Genomic DNA, 24,919 nt, shown 5'->3' on the forward strand with positions numbered 1-24,919 from the left:
TATAAAATTAAAATAAGCAGCATGTTTGATAAAAATATAAAATTGCCTGTAAACATTGCCATTGCCGAAGACAACAGCTTTGCTTTAAAAGCTTGTTTAGATAAACTTGCACCACATGCGGAGTTTAAGGTGGTAATGAATGCCTTTAACGGCGAAGAATTGCTTCAAAATATCAATAAAAAACCTGTCGATTTAATTTTAATGGATATACAAATGCCTAGTATGAATGGCATTGATGCTACTCGATTAGTCAAACAAAATCATCCTCATTTAAAAATTTTAATGCTCACTACTTTTGATGATGATGAAAATATTTTTAAAGCGATTATGGCTGGTGCAAACGGATATTTGTTAAAAGAAGAGAATTCGGACAACTTGCGCCAATCAATATTCGAAACTCTTTCTGGTGGTGCAGCAATGTCGGCAGGGGTGGCATTAAGGGTTTTGAATTTATTAAGAAATCCGCCATCTCAGCATCAATCAAATGTGCAAGATTATGGTTTAACTAAAAGAGAAATTGAGCTACTTACCCAGCTTAAAAATGGTTTAAGTTATGAGCAGATTGCCACTAACCTATACATAAGTTACGGCACAGTAAGAAAGCACATAGAAAATATATACCGCAAATTACAAGTAAATAATAAAGTAAATGCAATTGATGTTGCTACTAAAAACAGGTTGATTTAGTAGAGATAATCTTTAAGTTATTAGCTATATTTTAAATAAGGGTAATTTCATAGTGTTATCCTAACAATGGGTTGTTGATATTTAATTTAATAATTAAAGTCAAATCTTACTAAATTTTATAATAGCAACAGTCTTACAAAGAGTATAAAGAAGTGAACTAACACTCCTGATAATCTAACTTGCCTTTTCCCAATAGTTAATAACAATTTCTTTCAAAAATACGAAGTTCTTCGTATGGTTTAGCCTGTGTATTTCACCCAACTTTACACTATTAATTTAAAAACACATCATGAAAAAAACATTTTTTTATTTAGCTATCGCCAGCCTTTCATTTTTAGCATGTTCTAAAAGCGACGATTCAAATCCCTCAGTTTCTTCTGAAGAAAGTACGACTGTATTTTACACCGATACTTTTAACATTTACAGCACCGATTTAAAAGGTGGAAGTAGAAAATTAGTAACCAGCGAAGGGCCGAGTAATAGCACCAGCAACAACTATATTATTGCTACGGTTTATGTACCAACCTCAAATAGGCTAGCTTATATTTATACCGAAAAGTATGACCAACCTTTCTTTTTAAAAACTTGTAATTTAGACGGTAGCGATAAAAAAACAATCAAAACCTTCCCGGCATTTACACAAATTGGTTTATTAAAAGCAACAAGCGACGGACAAATTTTTTATACCCTCCCGGGAAAACCATTTCCTAACCAAACGCCTTCAAAAACCTTTTCTATAAAAGCAGATGGTACTGGAGAAACAGAAATTACCCAACAAGTTTATGCTAGCACATCCGATCCTGATTTAATAAGCGCAGATGGTAAAGGAGTTTTACTCAACGGAGGTTATTTCGCTGTAATAGTTAACGGTACATTTGACGAGCGCAACAGTTTCAATGTTTTAACAAACGAAGAGAAAGACCAAACAAAAATCAAACAATTAAGCCTTTCTAACGATGCTTCTAAATTAACCTTCGCACAGAAGACTGCAACTGCTGGTCAGTACGAAATAAGGATAAAAAATGTAGTAAAAGATGCACCAACTTCAACTGTATTATACACTCTAAACATTCCTTCTGATGCAAGTGAATTCACACTGTCGCTAAAATTTGTTAATGGGACAAAAAACATTTTGGTAAGCTACGGCAAATTTACTTCACCAAAAGGCTCGGTAAATGATTACACAAATTGTGATTTAATTGATGCTGTTAGCGGAAAAGTAACCAACACTTGGAAATTTATGGGCGACGAAATTTATAATCCGTTTACCAATTAATCAGAATGAAAAATAGTTATTCAACTTAACCAAAATAATCATGAAAAATCAATTCAAAACTATGTTACTATTTGCGGCAGTATTATTTACAATAGGCTGTGCAAAAGACGAAGATACAACTACAACCGGTGGTGGAACTTCGGCACAATTATTAATAAAAACCACCTTTTGGAATCCGACATCGGGTGTAGAATCAACCTTTGAAGAAGTAACTTATGATAGCAAAGGTGCTTTTGAAAGTTTTAAAAGTGGAGGAAATACCACAACTGTAGAATTGAACGCTAACGCTACAATTGCTAAATTTTTAGTTAAAGCAGCAAATTACCCAGTAAACTCTCAATTACATGAAATCACTTACACTAACAATAAAGTAAGTAAAATTGTAACTACATTTTACCAACAAACAGGTGCCGTTAGTAATACCTTAACAAAAAATTACGAATACAATACAGCAGGAAAAATCTCTAAATTAAGTTTTGTAGATAGCTCTAGACCAACTGATACTTACAATTATAACTACACTTGGACAGGCGATAACGTATCTAAAAAAGAATATTTATTTAACGGAAATGTGGCAAGTAGTCAGGAATATACTTACGATGATAAGAAAAATCCATACTATGAAGGAGGTATTTTTATGGATTATATTTATAGCAGAAATTACGATCCAATTTCTAAAAACAACCGCCTAACTGTAAAATCATCATTTGGCACACAAACCACCACTTATACCTACAATGATGCTGGTTATCCTACCTCATCTAAACAAACGGCTGCAGAGGGGATTAAATATTATTACAAATAAATAAAACTTAAATAAACAATTAATATGGGAAAATCTCTACCGGAGGTTTTCCCATTTTTTTTGAAAATCAATGATATTAAATTTAAAAAGAAGTTCCTAATCAGTTGTATTAAAGATTTAGGATAGTCGAAAAATACGCAGTTCTGCGTATGTTTTTAAAAGCTCATTTTATGTCTTTTTGATTCATCAATCAAAAAGAAAAAATCATGAAAAAATTATTACTCTTATTCTTGTTTGCTGTGGTTATGGCATTAAGTACAAAAGCCCAAATTGGTGGCGGTTATGATAGCGCCTTTAACTTTGGTGGAGCAGGGGCAGAAGTTAAAGCATTAACTAAAACTACAAATGGAGATACTTATTTTGTAGTAACAATTTATGGGAGAGCGCTTTTTGCAGGACAACAAATTGATGCTGGTGCTTTAGGTAGCTTCCCAAACATTAAAACCATTTTTTGTAAAGTAAGTAGTGATGGAACACAAACAATTTTAAGAGATATAGTGAATGGAGGAACTGGCTTTTCAATCAATCAAAATGGAGAGTTATATTTCTTTATGACTGGTAGTAATTATCTTACAGCTGATTACGGAAATGGAATTACCAACAATGCTTGGGGTACTTATTTAGTTAAGTTAAATAATGCGGGACTTGGGCAGTTTATTAAAAAAGTAAACACAGGCTCTAATGTTGAATATGGTAATAGCGGAATTGCTTTAGCTAATATTCAAGGAATGCAATTTACTCCAGATGGAAATTTATTTGTAACCATAGATGCTAATAATCAAACCACAGCTGTAGCTCCTGGCTATGTTTATCCTCATAGAATAATAAAATTTGATGCTAACGGAAATGAAGTATGGCATAATGATTTCTTTTCTAAAGCTTTACTTACTGGTTTTTCAAAACCAGATCAATTTGTGAGTAATGATGGAAGCGTAAGTTTTTCTATCAACAACACTAGCAATCAGTTCTATTTTGACGGAGAGGAAATTTCTTCAAAAATGTCTAATTATGTAAATTCTCAGTATACCGTAGTTATTTCATTAAAACCGGATGGAACAAAAAAATTCATTATACCAGCTGCTGCCGGAATAACAGTATTAACAGGAGTAAATCCAACCACAGGTGATTTATATATTGGCTATACCAACGGAAATGTTGGAGTAAAACCAATTAATGCACCATATACCAGTTTAATAAACCAATATCCAGTAAATGCTTTTGGATATTATTTGTTTAACGGAACATTAACTTTCAATAGTTCAGGTGTTTTTCAAACTTATAATGCCCTTACATTTGATAAATTGATTGCAACTACAAATGGTTTTATTGGTTTTGAAAAGGGTTTTGCAAGCACCATTATAGATAAAGGCGGAGATTATATTTTCTCAACCAATACAACAGAGGGAGTAATTTCTTATTATGATGCAGCTTTCAATTTTTTAAAAGCCATCAAAACACCAAGATTAACTGTTTTATCAGAAAATTTGGGAAAAACTTTGATTGCTGGCGATTTTAAAGGAACGCTTTCTTTCGGTTCAACCACACTAACCCAAAGCTATAACGATACAGATTTTCAAACTCGTTTTCCAAGTTTTGCATCTATCAAAGCAGATATTTTTATTGCTCAGGCAGATGTGAACAATATTACACCTCCATCACCAAACAATTGGGTAGGCGTTGATAACAATTGGAATAATACTGCTAATTGGAGTAAAGGAATAGTACCCGATGCAACTACTATTGTTAAATTTAATAGTACAACAGCAAATATGCCAACTACAGCAACATCGCCAACAGCTTTAAAAGTAATTATTGATGCTGGTGTTACTGCGCAATTGCCAAGCACATTGATTATTAAAAATAAACTAATTATTAATGGGACTTTACAGATAAATCATACTGGAACTTTAAATTTCACTAACTACTCGGCAACAGCCATAGAAGGAACAGGAACTTTAGCTTTTAACGGTACAACAACGCCAAGTGTAACGGCTTATAATTTAACAGGCTTTAAAGATTTAAGTCTATCAACCAATGAGAATATCACTTTAGCCGGGATATGGAAAAATATTACATTTACAGGTACAAATGCAATTATAACTGCATCAGGCGGGATTGAAATTACCAATCCAGATGTAAATGCAATAAGTGGACAAAGTGCTGCAAATTATATTGCCGGTAAAATTACTAGGGCGGTAAATGCTAATGGTATTTATGTTTTTCCAAATACACAATTTGCTTATCTACAATCGGAACCCACAATAATAAGTTTAAACAATTTAACTGGCACAACCAAAATTACAGTAGCAAACGATAATAGTCCCACTGCTCCAAATGTGAATTTTGCATCTGGAACTACAACATCAGTATTAGGAGATTACTATTGGAGAATAACACCCGATTTTGCTCCTACTAGTGGAAGTTATGATGTTACATTCTCTAAGTCGGCTTTTACAAATGGTGTTACGGACGCTGATAGATATGTGGTTTTAAAACGTATAGCAAACGGCAATCCTTGGACTTTTGAAGGGACAAAGTCTGCTTCTACTCAAATTGGTGGAACAACAAGTGGGCAAACAGTAAGCAATGCAACAGTAACAGCAGGCATAACTGGTTTAAGCAAATTTTCTGATTTTGTAATTGGTATCAATTCAACAGCTGTGGCAACTAATACAACAATTACCACTTCTACATGGACAGGTGCTAATAACACAGCTTGGAATAATATCGCAAATTGGAGTAACGGTGTGCCAAATGCAACAATTGACGCAATAATACCTTCTGGTTTAACTAATTATCCTTTAATATATACAGCTACAGATAATGCTCGTTCTCTAACGATTAATTCGGGAATAACTGGTTTAAAATTACACTCAGAATTAATACTTACAAATGGATTAATTAACAATAGTAATATTGAAATAGCAAAATTAGTTGGCTTTAATACAACTTTTAATGGATATGGAGGCGGTATCAGCGGAAGCGGGAAATTAAGATTTGAAACAACTGGTGGTTTAGTAAATACAATAGCAGGATTGGTAAATAACGATGTGGAGATTAATATTGGAAATTCAAATTCATTTAATTTATTAGGGAAATTTGGAGGCAATATTAATATAGTTTCTGGTTTATTAAATGCTTGGAGCACTGGTTCAAATTATTTAGAACAAACTAATCCAAATGCCACAATTCAAATTACTGCACCTATTAATAGTATTGCCGCAGAAAAACTCTCAAAAAGTGTAAATACAACAGGCACTTATATTTTTCCTTTGGGCGATTTTCAATACCATAGATTGGGAACAAGAAAATATGGTGATATCAGTATTACTAATAATAATATCAGCGCAGTTTCTGTATACAGTATAAAATTTGATTCTTACGCTACATCACCGGTTTCACTTACCATTGGTTCTGATGTTTATCCGTCTTTCATAAATTCTGGGCAATGGTCTATTGAACCAAGTGTTTTTTCTGCAACCGGTACTGTAGATGTAACTTTTAAAACAGCTAACTATACAAATGGAAGGGTAAACACAAGTGATTATGTTTTAATGAGAAGAGCATCAACCGCAACAAATGGAACAACTACTTGGGTTATAGTTTCTGGCGCAAACATTACAGAAAATGCTGGTATTATTACTGCTTCGGCAACAGCTATAGCGCCTTTTTCTACTAATACCATGTTCTGTATCGCTTTAAAAGCAACCACAACAACTTGGTTAGGTTTAACAAACAATTGGAATACATCAAGCAATTGGAGTAATGGTGTGCCTAGTGCAGCTGTAAAGGCGATAATTGCTAATGCTAATATATATCCAAACAATGCCCCAACAAGTGGAAGTGCTGCTGCAGCTATCGAAATAGCATCCGGTTCGACCCTAACTTTACCAGCTGGTTTTTATACGCCAAATGGTATTATCAATAATGGCACAATCAACATCAGCGGAAGCGGAACATTCTATGGTTTTGGTTCTGGCAGTACTTACAGTAATATTACTGGAACAGGGACTTTGGTTTTTGGTACTGGTATTACAACTTTTGATTCTGCTTTTATAGGTCAAACAGTAAATAATAGTATCGAAGTAAATAATGCAGCAGTTTTAACTGTGACAAGAACAACCACTTTTGCAGGAAATGTTACTTTAACAAATGGAGTGGTAACGATGGGATCTAGTCAAAACTTTATCATGAGCAACCCAAATGCAAGTATGACAGGCACTTCAACATCTTACATTATTGGTAACTTAAAACGCATAGTGAACTCAAGTGGTATTTATAATTTCCCGGTAGGTAAAACAGGTTATTATGCCCCAGCGAGTTTAACATTAACTGGCTTAGTAGGTACAACTGATATTTCTGCTTTTTTCTCTAATGCCGCAATAAGTGGCCAACCTAATTTAACCATTAGCGGTCAAACTGTAAATAGTATATTAAGCGGCGGGAGCTGGTTTATAACACCAAATATACAACCAACTGGGGGTAATTACAGCGTTTCGCTAAATGCACCAATAGGTTCTTCTGTGGCAAATAACTTTTATGTTCTTAAGCGTACTGATAACAATAGTTTCTATCAATGGGCAAATCAAGGTACAAATGTTGTCTCTACTATAACAGCAGGAATTGTAACTGCATCTGCAACAGGGATTACCAGTTTCTCTCAGTTTGGAATAGGCGAAGGTTTTGGAACACTTCCTGTTAAATTGGTTAAGTTTTTGGCTTCCGCCGATGCTAAAACCGCTAGACTATATTGGGAAACAGCAAGTGAATTAAACAACGATAAATTTGAGATTGAGCGCAGTAGTAACGGAACCGATTTTATAAAAATAGGAGAGCTTAAAGGAAACGGAACTTCTCAAAAATTAAACACTTACAGCTTTAAAGATTTTAGCCCTATAAATGGAGTTAATTATTACCGCTTAAAACAAGTAGATTTTAATGGAGCAATTGAATACAGTGATATTAAGTTTGTAAGTTTTGATATTAAGGAAACAACTTTTAGCGTTTACCCAAACCCTGTCTCAGATTTCATCAATTTTAGTGAGTCGGTAAAATCTGTAGAAATGTATAATCTGCAAGGTGCGAAGGTGTTCCAACAAAATACAACCACAAGCAGTATTAAAATACCCTCAGAAATTAATAATGGAGTTTACATCATAAAAGCAACTTTGTTAAACGATTCTTCAATCTCTAAACAAATATTGATAAACAAATAAAAATCTTTTTTTGATTTGATAAAAAGTCGTAGGTTTTACTTACGGCTTTTTTTTATTATAGAGTTTTAGGAAATTCTTTAGAGAATGATGATAAAATGATAAACATTTTTTTAAAAACTCACGAATAAGTACATTTAAAAAGAATTTACCTATTTGATATTATGATGATTAGATTTTTTAAATCCAAGTATATATATTTCGTATTTGCAATTTTTCTTTTTACCCAAAAGTCTTATCCTGTTTTAGCTTTTCAAAAAACCGATATCAAAGATTCCATTAAATTAGATAAGTATTTATCTTTTTTAAAAGGGATAAAGCCTGAAAATGTGGATAGTATGATTAGTGTTGTAAACGTTGCATTGCTGGATTTTAAGAAACAAAATGATAGTTATAATCTTACTCAAATCAATAAGAATGCAGGTTTTATTTTATTGCGATATGGTTATTTAAATCTTGCTGAAAAATATTATAATGATGCCTTAAGTTTATCAAAAAGTTTAAATAATAAAAAGCTAGAGGCAGAAATTACTAATTCTCTAGGGGTTTTGTGGGGTAAAAAAGGGGATTTTCTTAAAGCCGAATCATTATTTTTAAAAGCATTGTTAATTGCCAAACAAGATAACAATCCTAAAGAAAAAGTATCTTCTTATTTAAAATTAGGAACCCTTCGTATAAAACAAAATAAACCAGACCAAGCATTAGATTTTTATTTAAAGGCTGACTCTGTTAATCAAAAAAATAAAACTAACTTTTTGAGTGAGGACTTAATAGCTAATAAAGCTATTGTATATGCAATTAAAGGAGAATTAGATAAAGCTTTAAAGCAATTTCAAATAGGTTATCAATCGGCTTTTGATGATAAGCGACCTATGGATCAAGTTTTAGCCCTGCAAAATATAGCCCTGGTTTATAAAGAAAAAGGTGATTTTCAAAATGCATTAAAAAATTTAGAAACCGGAATTGAACTATCAAAAAAGAACGGATTAAAGGAGGAAGAGCTTAGGATTTCTATCAATGTCCCCTCAGTCTTATTTGATCAGAAAAAATATAAACTGGCCGAAACTCAGCTTTTAATCTTATTAGAAAAAACTAAAAAATTAGAGCTAGAAGATTTAGAAATAGAAATATACAATGCTTTGGTAGAAACTTCTAAGGCTCAAAATGATTATAAATCTGCACTTAGCTACTTTGAAAATAGTTCGCAATTAATAAATAAAGCAATTGACGTCCAGAAACAAAGAGCGTTAGCAGAAGCAAATGCTAGTTTAGGATTATACAAAGCGAAAGCCGAAATTTTGGAGAGTAAAAACCTATTGTTTCAGAAAACAAGGGAGAAAAACATTATTCTAGGTGTTTTAATATTTATTGCTGTTTTATCTGTGGTTTTGATTTTGGTTTTAATAAGGTTAAAAGTATTTAATGATAGACTAAATATCAATAAAACTGAACTTACCGAAAGTAATAATATTAAGAATAAACTATTCTCTATTATTGGTCATGATTTGAGAGGAGCATATGGTACAACATTAGGTATATTAAATTTAATTAAAGATGGTGAGCTAGAGCAAGAAGAAGAACAGAAGTATTTAGATTTGATTATAAAACAGTCTACATCTTCATTGGCAACTTTAGATGATTTGTTATTATGGGGCCAAGCTCAAATTAAAGGGAATAAATTAAGTAAGGTTAAGGTTTCTGTTTTGCAGGAAGTTGATAAAGGCATTAGCCTGAATTTAGAAGCGATAAGCGAAAAACATTTATCATTAAATAAGATTGATTTAGATGAAAAAAATGTTTTTATAGATGCTAATCACTTTGCTTTTATCATTAGAAACTTAATTGCAAACGCCATAAAGTTTACACCCAAAAACGGAGAAATAAAAATCTATGCTGATGATTATGATGTAAATTTAGTGAAAATATGTGTGGCTGATAATGGTATCGGAATTTCAAATGAAGATTTAAAAAGTGTTTTTTTGCCTGATAGCAAAAGCAGGAGAGGAACAAGTAATGAGAAAGGAACTGGTTTAGGTTTAACACTTTGCCATGAATTTATAACAGCAAATGGAGGTAAGATTTGGGCCGAACAAAATGCTGAGCAAGGAACAATAATTTGTTTTACTTGTCAAAAAGGATAAAAATCAAATAACGCTTTTGAAATGATTTAAAATTAGCTGGGTAGTGTTTTAGTTTATCATTTTTAAACTTTAAGTTTGTTGTATTGAAAAAGCTGTGTTCTATCATATTCTTATTTGCTTACTTGCTTTCTGCAACCGAGTTAAACCAGTTTTTAAAAACCCCTGTCTTAATCCAACATTTTATCACTCAAGAAACTGAAAATCCAGAGCTTTCTTTCTTCGGATATTTAGAAATGCATTATTTTAATGGTAATCCGCATGATTCAGATTATGATCAAGATATGCGTTTGCCTTTTAAATCTCATGATAATTGCGCAACGGTAATATTTTTAAATGTTCAAATTATAAACCAACAAGATTTTAAAATTCAACGTTATCCCCAAATAATTAAAATAAATACTCTTAGAGATATTTCTTATTCCTCCTATCATCTCAAAGCCATTTGGCAGCCTCCAAAGTTTGTTTAAAAATTAGTTTATAAAGAAGAATGATGCTAGCAGTTTTTGGTAGTATCAACCCTGTTATATTTTAAATTTTTAATCACAAAATTAAATGCTTAATAGAATTATAGAGTTTTCTGTAAAGAATAAACTTATTGTAGGGCTTTTTATATTTATTCTGATAGGCTATGGAGCTTATCAAGTAACTAAATTGCCTATTGATGCCGTACCAGATATTACAGATAATCAGGTACAAATAATTACTACTTCTCCAGCTTTAGGAGCTCCAGACGTGGAGCGTTTTATTACTTTCCCAATAGAACAGGTCAATAATAATATCCCCGGATTAAAGCAAATTAGAAGCTTTTCTAGATTCGGACTTTCTGTAGTTACGCTTGTTTTTAATGATGAGATAGATATTTATTGGGCAAGGCAGCAAATTGCCGAACGTCTGCAAATTGCCCAATCGGAGATACCAAAAGAATTTGGATCACCAACTATGGCCCCAATTACTACAGGATTAGGTGAAATATATCAATATGTAGTTAGGCCAAAATCAGGTTATGAAAATAAATATTCAGTAACACAATTAAGAACAATACAAGACTGGATAGTTAGACGACAATTATTAAGCGTACAAGGTGTAGCTGATGTGGCCAGTTTTGGAGGATATTTAAAGCAATATGAAATAGCAATTAATCCAAGCAGACTTGCAGCAAATAAAATTTATATTTCTGAAGTATTTGATGCACTGGCAAAAAACAACCAAAATACTGGAGGTGCATATATAGAAAAAGGACCTATTGCGCTATTTATCAGAAGCGAAGGGTTAGTGGGTAATATTGCCGATATAGAAAACATTGTAGTTAAAAATGTTAGCGATGGAACACCTATTTTAATCAAAGATATTGCTAAAGTAGAAATTGGGCATGCAACGCGATACGGAGCAATGACTTATAATGGCAAAGGCGAAGTTGCAGGAGCGGTTGTATTGATGTTAAAAGGTGCAAATAGCAACGAAGTCATTAAAAAAGTTAAAGCGAGAATTGCACAAATACAAAAAACTTTACCTGAGGGTATTGTAGTAGATGCTTTTCTAGATCGTACTAAAATGGTAAATAATGCCATCCATACCGTAAGTAAAAATTTAGTAGAGGGTGCGCTAATTGTTTTATTTGTCTTGATTCTTTTTCTAGGAAATTTTAGAGCAGGACTATTAGTTGCATCGGTAATTCCTTTAGCCATGTTATTCGCCATTATTATGATGAATATTTTTGGTGTAAGCGGAAACTTAATGAGTTTAGGTGCGATAGATTTTGGTTTGATAATAGATGGAGCGGTAATTATTGTGGAGGCTGTTTTACATAGTCTAACTCATTCTAAAAAATTTAGCCCTTTCACGCATCTCTCTCAAAAAGATATGAATCATGAGGTGCAAAGTTCTGCATCAAAAATGATGAATAGTGCCGTTTTCGGACAAATTATTATTCTCATTGTTTATCTGCCAATTCTCACTTTGGAAGGAATAGAAGGTAAAATGTTTAAGCCAATGGCACAAACAGTGGCGTTTGCATTGATTGGTGCTTTTATACTTTCTATAACTTATGTCCCAATGATGAGCTCTTTATTTCTATCAAAAAAGATAACATCAGATAAAAATTGGTCGGCCAGAATGATGGAAAAACTCGAAAATTTTTATCAGAAATCTTTGAGAAAAGTCATGAATTATCAAAAAATTGTATTGGCCGGTTTGGCTTTCCTAATGATTATCGCAGCTTTTATTTTATCAAATATTGGAGGTGAGTTTATCCCTACTTTACCAGAAGGTGATTTTGCTGTTGATACCCGAGTTTTACCTGGAAGTAACTTAAATACATCAATTAGAGCTTTAGAGAAAAGTCAGAAAGTACTATTGGCAAAATTCCCGGAAATTAAAAAAATTGTGGGTAAAACAGGGAGTAGTGAAATCCCCACAGACCCAATGCCTTTAGAAGCAACTGATATGATGATTATCTTAAAAGATCGTTCTGAATGGACATCGGCAAATAATTACGACGACCTAGCGGCAAAAATGAGCGAGGAATTAAAACAAATTCCGGGAGTAACTTACTCTTTTCAATATCCTGTTGCAATGCGTTTTAATGAATTGATGACCGGAGCCAGACAAGATGTGGTGTGTAAAATTTTTGGGGAAGATATTGATACTTTGGTAGCTTATTCACAAAAATTAGGAAGCATTTGTTCTAAAATTGAAGGTTCGCAAAACTTATATGTAGAGCCTATTTCAGGAATGCCACAAATTGTGATTAACTATAATCGCTCTGCGATAGCAAAATATGGATTAAGTATTACAGAAATTAACAATGCGGTTAATACTGCGTTTGCTGGGCAAAGTACCGGGCAAGTTTATGAAAATGAAAAGCGATTTGATATGGTAGTAAGATTAGAGAATGATGAACGTAGCAATTTAGCGGATGTTCAAAATTTATTACTGAGTACTTCTACTGGCGGACAGGTGCCATTAAATGCGGTTGCGGATGTAAGTATTAAAAACGACATCAATCAGATACAAAGAGAATACGCACAAAGGCGAATTATTGTTGGCTTTAATGTGAGAAATAGGGACATACAAACAACAGTGACTGATTTACAACAAAAAGTAGAAGAGCAATTAAAACTGCCAACAGGTTATTATGTAACTTATGGTGGTGCATTTCAAAACTTACAAGAGGCTAAATCCCGTTTAAGTATTGCAGTTCCGGTATCGTTGATATTGATTTTCTTACTGCTTTATTTTGCTTTTAATTCGGTAAAATATGGTTTGCTGATTTATACCGCGATTCCATTTTCTGCTATCGGAGGAATTTTAGCATTAAGTTTAAGAGGAATGCCTTTTAGTATTTCTGCGGGTATTGGCTTTATCGCACTATTCGGTGTGGCAGTACTTAACGGAATTGTGCTTATCGCAGAGTTTAACCAATTAAGACATCATCATAAAGATATTCCTTTACTTGATGTTGTAATGAGAGGCGGAAAAACCAGATTAAGACCAGTTCTAATGACGGCTTTAGTAGCATCATTAGGTTTTTTACCAATGGCACTCAGTACTGGAGAAGGTGCTGAGGTTCAGAGACCTTTAGCTACCGTAGTAATTGGTGGTTTAGTTTTAGCTACTTTTTTAACCTTATATGTTCTTCCAATCTTGTATATCTTTTTTGAGAAAAAATGGAAACCAAAAAAAGAGGTGATTTTACCTTTATTAATATTAGGATTTATAAGCTTTGCTCAATCCAGCCAGGCCCAAGAGAAAATTACTTTAAATGCGGCAATAGATTCTGCTTTGCAAAATAACCTGTCTCTAAAAGGTGGGAAATTAAAAGCAATAGGATTAGAACAGCAAATAGGTACAGCTTGGAATATTCCGCAAACCAGCGTGAATTACGAGTACGGGAAATTCAATTCTAATCAAAATGATGACAGACTTTTCATTAATCAAAGCATCAAATTCCCGACAATTTATACTGCTCAAAAAAGTATAAACAATCTGGACTGGCAGCGTGAATTAGCCGTTGTATCTTTAAAAGAAAATGAATTGAAAAAACAGGTTAGTCTTGTTTTTAGTCAACTGATTTACCTGAGGGAAAAGAAAAAGCTACTGCAAGAAAGTGATGAGATATTTTCTTCTTTCTTGAAAAAAGCAGAACTGAGATTACAATTTGGAGAATCTAATATCCTAGAAAAAACCACAGCAGCATCTCAACGTGGCGAAATTTCCATTCAATTAAAGGCTTTAGTTTATGACGAGAAAGTTTTGATGTTACAATTTCAAAGAATTATTCATAGTGCTAAAGCCTATGTGCCTGAGGCTGAAAATTTTAAATTGGAACTTCCTTTTATGATGGATAGTAATCTTATCGCACAACATCCTTCCATTTCTATATTAGAAAAAGCTACAAAAGTCAGCGAAGCACAACTTAAATTAGAACGCAATAAGTTATTACCTGATCTTTTATTAGGATATAACAATATGAGTATTTATGGAACTGGAAATCCGAATCAAAGATTTGAATCTTTACAATTCGGGATAGGTATTCCTTTATTTTTTTCTTCCCAAAAGGCAAGTATTAAAGCTACAAAAGCCTTAATCTCGTTTAATGAGAACAGCTTAAAAGATGGTTTTGAGGGTATTGAAATGGTTTATTTACAAGAAAATGAGAGTTATCAAAAAAATCTACAGGTGGTAGATTACTATGAAAAAGTAGCCTTAAAAAATGCTGATATCATTGCAAAAACGGCTAATGAACAATTTAGCAATGGTGAAATCAATTATCTGAATTGGGTGATATTAATAAATAATGCGCTGGTGATAAAAGATCAATACCTGGTATCGGTAAACCATTTAAATGAAAATATTATTAATCTTCAATCATTAATCAATAAATAGAAATTTCATGAAATATATAGGTATCATTTTATTGTCTGCATTATTAATTTCATGTGGCAATAAAGAAGAAAAAACAGAAACCACTGAAACTTCTTTAGAAAGTAATGTTGCTCAATTAAGCCAACAGCAGAAGAAAAACATTGGGCTTCAGTTAGGGAAATTAACTCAGCAAAATGTGTCGTCTATTCTTAAATTAAGTGGACAAATTGATGTGCCACCTCAGAATATGATTTCCATTAGTATCCCATTGGGTGGTTTTTTAAAAAGCACCCAACTTTTGCAGGGTATGCATGTAAGAAAAGGGCAGGTTTTGGCAATACTTGAAGATCAACAATATATACTGCTGCAACAAAATTATTTGACTACAAAAGTGAAACTTAAACAAGCAGCTCAAGATTATGAAAGACAAAAGGCACTCAACAAAAATCTAGCAAGTAGCGATAAAATTTTTCAACAAGCCACTTCGGATTATGAAATGTTGAAAATTCAACTGAATTCACTAGCCCAAGAATTGAAACTTATTAACATCAATGCAAACTCTTTAAATAGTGCAAATATTTCTACCAGGATTAGTATCATTTCTCCTATTGATGGCTATGTTACTAAAGTGAATGCCAATATTGGCAAGCATATAGATACAAACGAGATTTTATTCGAATTGGTAAATCCTGACGACTTACATTTAGCTTTAACTGTTTTTGAAAAAGACGCAATTCAATTAAAAATTGAACAAAAACTTATTGCCTATAGTAATGATCAGCCTGATAAAAAATACCTGTGTGAAATTTTGTTGGTAGGAAAAGATTTTGGTGCAGATAGAAGTTTATTGGTTCATTGCCATTTTGAAAATGAGAAAGAAACACAAGGGCTTATACCTGGAATGTTTATGAATGCCGAAGTAGAAGTGAAATCAGGAAATAAACCTTGCTTACCTCAAGATGCGATAATAAGTTATGAAGGAAAAGATTATGTGTTTGTAGCAAATGATGCTTCTCATTTTAAGATGACCGAAGTAAAAACCGGAAGTAATGAAAAAGGCTTTACAGCAATTGAAAACGCAGAGGCTTTAAACAATAAAAACATTGTAGTTCATGGTGCTTATGATCTTTTAATGAGTTTGAAAAATACTGAAGAGTAATTAATAAATGAAGAAAAAAAGTCCCGTTGCTAATATAGAAACGGGACTTTTTAATCTTTTACAAGGCTATGAATCGATTTTACTTTTTAATTTGCTCAACCACTAATTCTTTATATCCGAAAGTTGGATCTATTTCTCTTTTAAATTCTAAATCCATTAATTCTAAAATCACAATTTCAGCAGTTGTATATACTTTGCAACCATCTAATAGATGACCTCCAAAAGTTTTTCCTTTTTCATTAGCAATAGAAATATGCATATGAGAGCCGTTTGTACTTAATACTCCTGTTAAAGATGTTATCTCGAAATGCCCTTTCAATAATTTACCTTCTGGTTGATTGGCATATCTGATATTAGCATCAGTTAAACTACCAACGACAGTAACAATTGCTGCAGCTTTTATTTTATGATCAGTCAAGAATTTTTCTATTCCTACTTTCAGGTCTTCACCCGGTTTTAAACGGAAAGCATATGATTTAGATGTAGATGATTGTGCCATTGTATAAGTAGATAATAAACAGATCAATAAACCTAAAATTATTTTTTTCATAGCAGAAGTATTTCTCTTAATTCTAACTCTTTAAACAAAAAAGGTTCAATTTTTAAACAATCGAACCTTTAAATTTTAATTAAATTTTAGTTTTAAACCAAAACATCAAACTCATATTCTTCAATAGGAGGGCAGGTACAAATTAATGTTCTATCCCCAAAAGTGTCATTCACTCTACCAACTGATGGCCAAAATTTATTTAGGGCAACGTAAGGTAAAGGAAAACCAGCTTTCTGACGGGTATAAGGTTTATCCCACTCATTCCCAGTAATAACAGCTGCTGTATGTGGTGCATTTTTTAAAGGATTATTATCTTTATCCAACACTCCAGATTCGACATCAGAAATTTCATTTCTAATCGCAATCATTGCATCACAAAAACGATCTAATTCATGCTTAGGTTCAGATTCCGTGGGCTCAACCATAAAAGTTCCTGCAACAGGGAAAGATACTGTAGGAGCGTGGAAACCATAATCCATCAAACGCTTTGCAATATCTGTAACTTCTATTCCAAAATTCTTAAAACTCCTGCAATCTAAAATCATTTCATGTGCACAACGTCCATTAGCACCAGAATATAGTACTGGATAGTGTTCTTCTAATCTTGCCTTGATATAATTAGCATTAAGAATCGCATATTTAGTTGCATTTGTTAATCCTTTTTCTCCCATCATGGCAATGTAAGCATGAGAAATTAACAGGATAGAAGCAGAACCCCATGGCGCTGCAGAAACTGCCGAAATCGATTTCTCATGAGCTATATCCACAACTGAATGACCTGGTAAAAACGGAACTAAATGTGCTGCAACACCAATTGGACCCATACCTGGACCTCCACCACCATGTGGAATGCAGAAGGTTTTATGCAAATTTAAATGACAAACATCAGCACCAATATTTGCTGGAGAAGTTAAACCAACCTGAGCGTTCATATTTGCACCGTCCATATAAACCTGTCCGCCATGTTGATGAATGATGTCACAAATCTCTATAATAGATTCTTCAAAAACACCATGAGTAGAAGGATAAGTTACCATTAAGCAACTTAGATTTTCAGAGTGTTCCTCGGCTTTTGCCCTTAAATCTTCAACATCAATATTTCCCTTTTCATCACATTTAGTCACAATAATCTTCATCCCTGCCATAGCTGCTGATGCAGGATTTGTTCCATGTGCTGATGAAGGAATTAACGCAATATTTCTATGAGAATCTCCTCTATCTAAATGATAGGCTCTAATTACCATTAGACCTGTATATTCTCCTTGTGCGCCAGCGTTTGGCTGTAAACTCATGGATGCAAAACCTGTAATTTCGCTTAACCAATCATTTAATTCGGCCATAATTTGCATGTAGCCGCCAGTTTGATGTACAGGAGCAAATGGATGTAAATTTCCAAACTCTGGCCAGGTAACCGGAATCATTTCTGTAGTTGCGTTCAGCTTCATGGTGCAAGAACCCAATGCAATCATAGAATGGCAAAGAGATAAATCTTTTGCTTCTAAAGATTTGATGTATCGCAACATTTCATGTTCTGAATGATGCTTATTAAAAACCGGATGTTTTAAAAACGCTGATTTTCTTTGTAATTCTTCTGGAATGATACTTTCAATATCCGCTTTAAGTGAATCTAAATCTATATCATTTACATTGATGCCTTTAATTTTAGCAAAAACCTTAACGATGTTTTCAATATCATATAAACGAGTGGTTTCATCTAAAGCAATGGTGATGATTTCTCCCTCGTAATTAAAATTCATTTCATTATTTAATGCTTCAGAATGGATTGGGTTTACCAAAGCACCTACGTTAAATTTAATGGTATCAAAATAAGCAGTGTTTAATTGCTCAAAACCTAATTCTGATAAAGCTTTTGTTAGTAAAATAGCTAAACCGTGAATTCTATCTGCAATAGATTTTATATCTTTTGGCCCATGGTAAGTAGCATACATGCCTGCCATAATTGCCAATAAAGCTTGTGCAGTACAAATATTTGAAGTTGCTTTATCTCTACGGATGTGCTGTTCTCTGGTTTGTAAAGCCATTCGTAATGCATAATTCTCATGAGCATCAATGGTTACACCAATGATTCTTCCCGGCATACTTCGTTTATACTCTTCCTTAGTTGCAAAAAATGCAGCATGTGGCCCACCAAAACCCATCGGGATGCCAAAACGTTGTGTAGTGCCAACAACTATATCCGCTCCCCATTCTCCCGGAGGAGTTAAAAGTGCCAAACTCATTAAATCTGCTGCAACTGTTAATTTGATATTTTTTTGATGTGCAGCATCGGCGAAAGCCTTATAATTATAAACTTCACCAAGTCCGGCAGGATATTGAACCAAAGCGCCAAACATGTCATCGGTTAATTCTACGGTTTGGTGATTACCAATAATTAATTTAATCCCATAAGGTTGTGCCCTTGTTTTTAAAATATCTATGGTTTGAGGGAAAACTTCTTCAGAAACAAAATAAGATTTAGCCTCAGTCTTTTTACGCAGACTGTATTGCATAAACATGGCTTCGGCGGCTGCTGTTCCTTCATCTAAAAGAGAAGCATTTGCAATTTGCATTCCTGTTAAATCCAAAACCATGGTTTGAAAATTTAACAATGCCTGTAATCGACCTTGCGCAATTTCGGCTTGATAAGGTGTGTATTGCGTATACCATCCCGGATTTTCTAAAATATTACGTTGAATTACGCCCGGTACAATCACATTGTAATATCCCTTACCAATGTAAGATTTGAAAACTTTATTTTTAGAAGCCGTAACACGTAGATCATTCAAATATTCAAACTCGCTTTTCGCAGCCGGTAAATCCATCGGTTTTTTAAGTCGAATATTTTCTGGTACCGTTTGATTGATTAATGCATCAACAGAATCTACACCAATTGTTTTTAACATAGCTTGTGTATCTTGCTCATTTGGAGCGATATGTCTATGTTCAAATTGTTCTTTATAATCTACGTTCAACTTCATTTGGGAAAGTATTTTAATCTTTTAAAAAGAATCTAAAATTTCATTAATGTGAAGAATAATGAAACGGCAAAAGTAGGAAAATTTGTGCTTTTGTTATGGAATGTAACAAGCTGAAAATTGTAAAGTTTTTAACAGTTGAAAGATTTTGTGGAGAAGATGTATAAAGAGAAACCATCATTTAATTTTTTAAATATTAACATACTATAAAACAACAAAATTTTTACTTTTGAGTATACATCTATAATGAAAAGTGCTTTAAAGTTTTTATTAATTATTTTATTATCTATTTTAACATTAAATACTTATTCTGAAGTTTTTACTGTTACATCAAATGCTGATTCAGGTACAGGAACTTTACGTGAAGCATTACAAAAAGCTGCTGATAATGGAAATCTTGAGAAAGACTTTATCTATTTTAATTTACCAGATTTAAGTGAGGCAGGTAGGACAATTTTACTAAATTCAGAACTTCCTGAGTTAACATCAAACATAGAAATAGACGGGGGTACTCAAAAAGGTTTAAATTTTGGATTAAGTTCAGCTAAGATAGGTATATCTTATATCCAAACCAATAACTCAAAATTATCTGGATTGAGAATTTACAACAAAGAGGATATCTTTATTGGAGGGATATTTTTGAAAAATACAATTGACTTTGATAAAACACAAACCAGTTTATACTGTATAGGAATAGATATAAGAAGGAGTAAAAATATACAGATTGGGGCAAGTAATAGAGGAAATGTAGTTTCAGGGTTTGCAAATTTAATAATGACAAATAATCGTTATAGTGAAACGGTTGATAGTACATTTAACATCACAATAAAATCAAATTTAATAGGTCTTGAAGCAGATGGGGCGACTTCAAGTTTATATCCGAACGGTATAACAGAATTTTATAAAGTTTACAATAAAATAATTGTTGGTGGCAGTAATGGTGAGGGAAATACTATTATTAATGGTCTATCAATCAGTTATAATGGTAATAAAGGTAATTACAAAACTGACATTTTAATTAAAGGTAATAATATAGGGGTTAACTTTTTTGCAGATGAAGTTTTAGGTTTACATGGTTTAGACATAACGAACGGCACTCTTAATTCAAATGAAACAATTAAAATTGAGGACAATGTTATTTCGAACCTTAATGGTGATGCAATTCATATTTATGATAACCAACAGGATGTTACCATTCTAAGAAATTATATTGGCACCAATAAATCAAAAACTAAAGTTTTTAAAACAGGCGGTATATTTATATATTCCTGTAAAAGAGTAAATGTTGGAAGTGATAATATTATTGACGCAAACTATATCACAAACTGTAATCCAATCACAATTTGGTCGTCTTCTAATATATCTGTAAATCAAAATAGTTTTTATTGTCTAAAAAATGTTGCTCCCATGTATAATGATGCAACTGCAAATTTATTTCATCCAACAATTGAAATTTTGAATTCTACCACAACATCAGTTAGTGGAATAGCAACTCCAAACTCAAAAATAGAATTATTTTATACTGATAAATGTAATACTTGCTCTCCTGAGAATTATTTCGCATCAATATTTGCAGATGCAGAAGGCAAATGGAGTTATAACGGTTCATTGAAAAATACAGTAATTGCATCTGCAACTCTAAATAACTCAACATCTAATTTTACTGTACCTGAAATTAACGTTACTAATATTAAAGTAATATCAAATTGTGACGGAACGGGTTCTATAACTGGTATTACATTAGGTTTTATAACATCAAAAAGATGGGTTAATGAACGTGGTGAAACTGTAGGTGTTGATACAAATTTGAAAAATGCAACACCGGGATATTATCAATTAATTGTTGAATATGGTACTTGCACAACAGTTTCAAAATTTTATGAAATAGGGGAAAGCATTAAATTAAATGAATCTAGTATTAAGATTACTCCTATTTGTGGTGATAAATTAGGTTCTGTAAAAGGATTATTTTTTAGAAATAGCGCATTAATAAAAACTCAAATTTGGAAGGATCAAAACGGTAAAGAATGGTCTAAGGATTTGGATTTAATTGATGTACCAAGTGGCGTTTATACTTATTATATTACTCTTGAAAAAGGTTGTGAAACAATTTCGCAACAATATATTGTAAATGAGGCAGTTCCACCTATAATTGATCAATCTATAACTTTAATATCAAATTCGACTTGCTCTCAATCGAATGGATCAATAAAAAATATTAAAGTAATTGGTTCTGGAATTTTAAACTACACTTGGAAAAATCAAAGTAATCAAATTGTAGGCTCCTCAAAAGATTTAATCAATCAACCTGCCGGGAAATACATTTTGGAAGTTAAAGATGAATCTTCTTGTGGCCCAATATATTCCTCTGAATTCGAAATAAAAGAAATCAACGGAATTTCTTCTAATCAAAATTCTCTTAAAATCACAGCTGCAAACTGTAATAAAAGCAATGGTTCTATAGCTGGATTAATCATATCAGGAGCTACTACCTATCAATGGTTTAATGAAGCAAAGCAAGCTGTTGGTAATAATCTTGATTTAACAGGTCAACCACCTGGAAAATATACTTTAATTGCAAATAATGAAAATTGTGTAAAGGATTTTGGACCTTTTACAATAGATTTAGTAACACAAAAAAATTATGGCATCCCTAATAACACAGTTTTGTTTCCCACATGTGGAGAAATTAATGGGACTATAGAAGTTAATTTTAAAACTGATATTGCTCCTTCAAAATATGATTGGAGAAAAATAGGTGGTGCATCATTAAATATAAATTCTAATAAGATAACCAATTTAGACATTGGTAAATATTCATTATTCTTGATAGATGAGAATGGGTGTGAACAATTTATTAATACTTATGAAGTAAAGGCAGGAAGGCCCTCAATGGCAATAGTTAATAACTCTTGGAAGACAACTGCAGACAATTGTGGTACGGCTACAGGAAGTATTAGTGGTATAAGATTTAATTATGAAAATGGTCCAAATGATTTTTCTTGGTTCAATGATAAAGGCGATGTAGTATCTAATGAAAGAGATTTAAAGAATGCCAAATCCGGTAATTATAGATTGCTGATTAAAAATCAATATTGTGGAAATACATTTGATTTTTATATTCCTTACAAAGAAGAGTTTTTACCCCAAGCAATAGTTTCAGACATATTTATTTGTGCACCAACGGTAATTAATTTAAATATAAAAGAAATTGCAGATAGTTATTTTCTTTATGATGAATCCGGAAAATTAGTTTCTCAATCATCTAAAAATCAAATGAATTTAAAGATGTTAGAAAATAAAAGATTTGCATTAACTTATAAATTAGGAAATTGTGAAAGTGAAAAGGCATATTTCAATGTAAATATTGGTACTTCTTCCATATCGGTTCCATCAGCTTTTACTCCTAACGATGATGGTGTCAACGATTTTTGGACGATTAAGGGATTAGAATTGTACAATAGTGCTAAGGTTTCAATTTTTAATAGATATGGTCAAGAAGTTTTTAAACATCAGGGAGGTTTTCTGAATTTTGACGGAATTGTAAATGGAACAAAATTACAAACTGGTACTTATTATTATGTTATTAAGTTAAGTGAAGATTGTTCGCCACTTTCGGGAAGTGTTATGATTGTAAATTAAAAATGATGCTTAAGCACACATTTGTAATTCCTGTTTATAAAGAATCATCATATTTAGAAACTTGTATTCAAAATTTACTTAAACAAACTGCCAAGAGCGAAATCATTTTATCTACATCTACTCCAACCACCTTTTCTAAGGAATTAGCTAAAAAATATCAACTTCCATATATTATTAATCATCAAGAAAATAAATCTATAGCAAACGACTGGAATTTTGCCGTAACACAAGCGAATACACTATATGTAACAATTGCTCACCAGGACGATATTTACGATGAAAATTACACTAAAGAGTTTTTAATCCAATTAGAAAAACATCCAAATACATTAATAGCTTTTTCAGATTATAGTGATATTATAAATGGAGAGGTTGTCAAGAGTTCGTTAAATAAATTTGTAAAGCATTGTTTACTTTTTCCTTTTAGAATTATATCATCTTATAAAAATCAATTCATTAAAAAATTAATTCTAAGTTTTGGTAGTCCCATTTGTTGTCCAACAGTAACTTATAACAAAGAGACTCTTGGTAACTTTAGGTTTAGTGAAAGTTATTTAGTGGCTTTAGATTGGCTTGCTTGGTTAGAGATTGCGAATAAAGAAGGCAAATTTTTATATGTGAATAAAGATTTGGTAAAACACAGAATTCATCAGGAATCTGAAACCACTGCTCAGTTAAATAATGGTAAGCGACTATTAGAAGAACAAGCAATTTTAAAACAAATTTGGGGTGATTTTTTAGGTAATATCATTTCTAAATTTTATGTATTTGGGCATAAAGGCAATAAAATATAGTTTTAATAAACTTTTAATTAAAAATAAATCATTTTAATACTATTTAGAATTTCAATTGTATTTTTAAGCACTATATTATCAAATTAGCTATTTAACATATAACTTAATGCAAACACTTAACTACACCCCAACAGAAAGAATAATAGTTAACAAAACTGTAGACCGTTTAAATTATATATTAAGTAAATGTTTAAATAAGGTGGTTTTAGATTTAGGTTGTTTTGATGAAACCGCAACTATTAAAGAAAATTCTGGAAATTATTTATTTGAAGAAATATCTAAAGTATCCTCTGTACATATCGGTATAGATAATTCATCACTTTTACCTGAGGAAGGAATAAAATTTGGGGAAAAGGCTGAAATACTTTTTGGCAGTGTGTATGATTTAGATAAAATACCCGCTTTAGCAAATTATAATTTTGACGTTATTGTTGCTGGCGAATTGATAGAGCATTTACCTGATACTTTACGGTTTTTAAATGATATGAAAAGACTTTATTCTGGTAAAAAGTTAATTTGTTCAACCCCAAACACAACATCACTTTCTAACATTTTACTTTCTGTATTTAATCGCGAATCTTGTCATATAGATCATTTACAAGTTTATTCTTTTAAAACTTTAACTACTCTATGCCGACTTGCAGGTTTTAAAAATTGGGCTATTTTTCCCTATCATGTGAGGTATACAGAAATGATAATGGCCGCTAAACAACCTCAAAAAACAATTGTAAAAGCTTCTGAAAGCATTATAAATGGTTTAGAAAATATTTTTCCAATGATGGCTGGAGGTTATATTTTAGAAATTGAACTTTAA

The 24,919-nt window shown here is 32.2% G+C and carries 13 protein-coding genes; 11 read left to right on the forward strand and 2 right to left on the reverse strand.

Features of this window, described 5'->3' with window-relative positions; all coding sequences use genetic code 11:
- The first annotated feature begins 21 nt into the window (after nt 1–21).
- The 8 genes from A5893_RS01875 (at nt 22) to A5893_RS01910 (ending at nt 16,144) form a co-directional block, all read left to right on the forward strand.
- The gene (locus A5893_RS01875) at nt 22–687 is read left to right on the forward strand and encodes a response regulator transcription factor (RefSeq protein WP_082911270.1); all 666 of its coding nucleotides are present in this window, start codon (nt 22–24) and stop codon (nt 685–687) included.
- A 289-nt stretch (nt 688–976) separates the two neighbouring features.
- Nucleotides 977–1,963: a hypothetical protein gene (locus A5893_RS01880; RefSeq protein WP_068820843.1), complete on the forward strand. Its 987-nt coding sequence runs from the start codon at nt 977–979 to the stop codon at nt 1,961–1,963.
- Between the two features lie 40 nt (nt 1,964–2,003).
- Nucleotides 2,004–2,768: a hypothetical protein gene (locus tag A5893_RS01885; protein WP_068820844.1), complete on the forward strand. Its 765-nt coding sequence runs from the start codon at nt 2,004–2,006 to the stop codon at nt 2,766–2,768.
- A gap of 206 nt (nt 2,769–2,974) precedes the next feature.
- The gene (locus A5893_RS01890; protein ID WP_068820845.1) at nt 2,975–7,984 is read left to right on the forward strand and encodes a T9SS type A sorting domain-containing protein; all 5,010 of its coding nucleotides are present in this window, start codon (nt 2,975–2,977) and stop codon (nt 7,982–7,984) included.
- Between the two features lie 161 nt (nt 7,985–8,145).
- On the forward strand, nt 8,146–10,122 hold the full coding sequence (locus A5893_RS01895; RefSeq protein WP_068820846.1) for a tetratricopeptide repeat-containing sensor histidine kinase: 1,977 nt from the start codon (nt 8,146–8,148) through the stop codon (nt 10,120–10,122).
- Between the two features lie 83 nt (nt 10,123–10,205).
- Nucleotides 10,206–10,589, forward strand: a complete 384-nt coding sequence (locus tag A5893_RS01900; RefSeq protein ID WP_068820847.1) for a hypothetical protein — start codon at nt 10,206–10,208, stop codon at nt 10,587–10,589.
- Nucleotides 10,590–10,674: 85 nt separating this feature from the next.
- Nucleotides 10,675–15,006 (forward strand): CusA/CzcA family heavy metal efflux RND transporter, encoded by a 4,332-nt coding sequence (locus A5893_RS01905; protein ID WP_068820848.1) that lies wholly within the window; start codon nt 10,675–10,677, stop codon nt 15,004–15,006.
- A gap of 7 nt (nt 15,007–15,013) precedes the next feature.
- Nucleotides 15,014–16,144 carry an efflux RND transporter periplasmic adaptor subunit gene (locus A5893_RS01910; protein WP_068820849.1) on the forward strand — a complete coding sequence of 377 codons (1,131 nt, stop codon included), beginning with the start codon at nt 15,014–15,016 and terminating at the stop codon, nt 16,142–16,144.
- Between the two features lie 79 nt (nt 16,145–16,223).
- On the opposite strand, the gene A5893_RS01915 is transcribed toward A5893_RS01910, so the two are convergent.
- Both A5893_RS01915 and gcvP read right to left on the reverse strand, forming a co-directional pair.
- On the reverse strand, nt 16,224–16,694 hold the full coding sequence (locus tag A5893_RS01915) for a PPC domain-containing DNA-binding protein (protein WP_082911272.1): 471 nt from the start codon (nt 16,692–16,694) through the stop codon (nt 16,224–16,226).
- A 92-nt stretch (nt 16,695–16,786) separates the two neighbouring features.
- A complete protein-coding gene (gene gcvP / locus A5893_RS01920) occupies nt 16,787–19,672 on the reverse strand; it encodes an aminomethyl-transferring glycine dehydrogenase (RefSeq protein ID WP_068820850.1) in 2,886 nt (961 codons plus the stop codon).
- A 243-nt stretch (nt 19,673–19,915) separates the two neighbouring features.
- Between gcvP and A5893_RS01925 the strand changes: the two genes are divergently transcribed.
- The 3 genes from A5893_RS01925 to A5893_RS01935 all read left to right on the forward strand — a co-directional run bounded on the left by A5893_RS01925 (nt 19,916) and on the right by A5893_RS01935 (nt 24,919).
- The gene (locus tag A5893_RS01925; RefSeq protein WP_068820851.1) at nt 19,916–23,311 is read left to right on the forward strand and encodes a gliding motility-associated C-terminal domain-containing protein; all 3,396 of its coding nucleotides are present in this window, start codon (nt 19,916–19,918) and stop codon (nt 23,309–23,311) included.
- Nucleotides 23,312–23,313: 2 nt separating this feature from the next.
- The gene (locus A5893_RS01930) at nt 23,314–24,105 is read left to right on the forward strand and encodes a glycosyltransferase family 2 protein (protein WP_068820852.1); all 792 of its coding nucleotides are present in this window, start codon (nt 23,314–23,316) and stop codon (nt 24,103–24,105) included.
- A 106-nt stretch (nt 24,106–24,211) separates the two neighbouring features.
- Nucleotides 24,212–24,919 carry a class I SAM-dependent methyltransferase gene (locus A5893_RS01935; RefSeq protein ID WP_068820853.1) on the forward strand — a complete coding sequence of 236 codons (708 nt, stop codon included), beginning with the start codon at nt 24,212–24,214 and terminating at the stop codon, nt 24,917–24,919.

The sequence above is a fragment of the Pedobacter psychrophilus genome (assembly GCF_001652725.1).
In the GTDB taxonomy this organism is placed as follows: Bacteria; Bacteroidota; Bacteroidia; order Sphingobacteriales; family Sphingobacteriaceae; genus Pseudopedobacter; species Pseudopedobacter psychrophilus.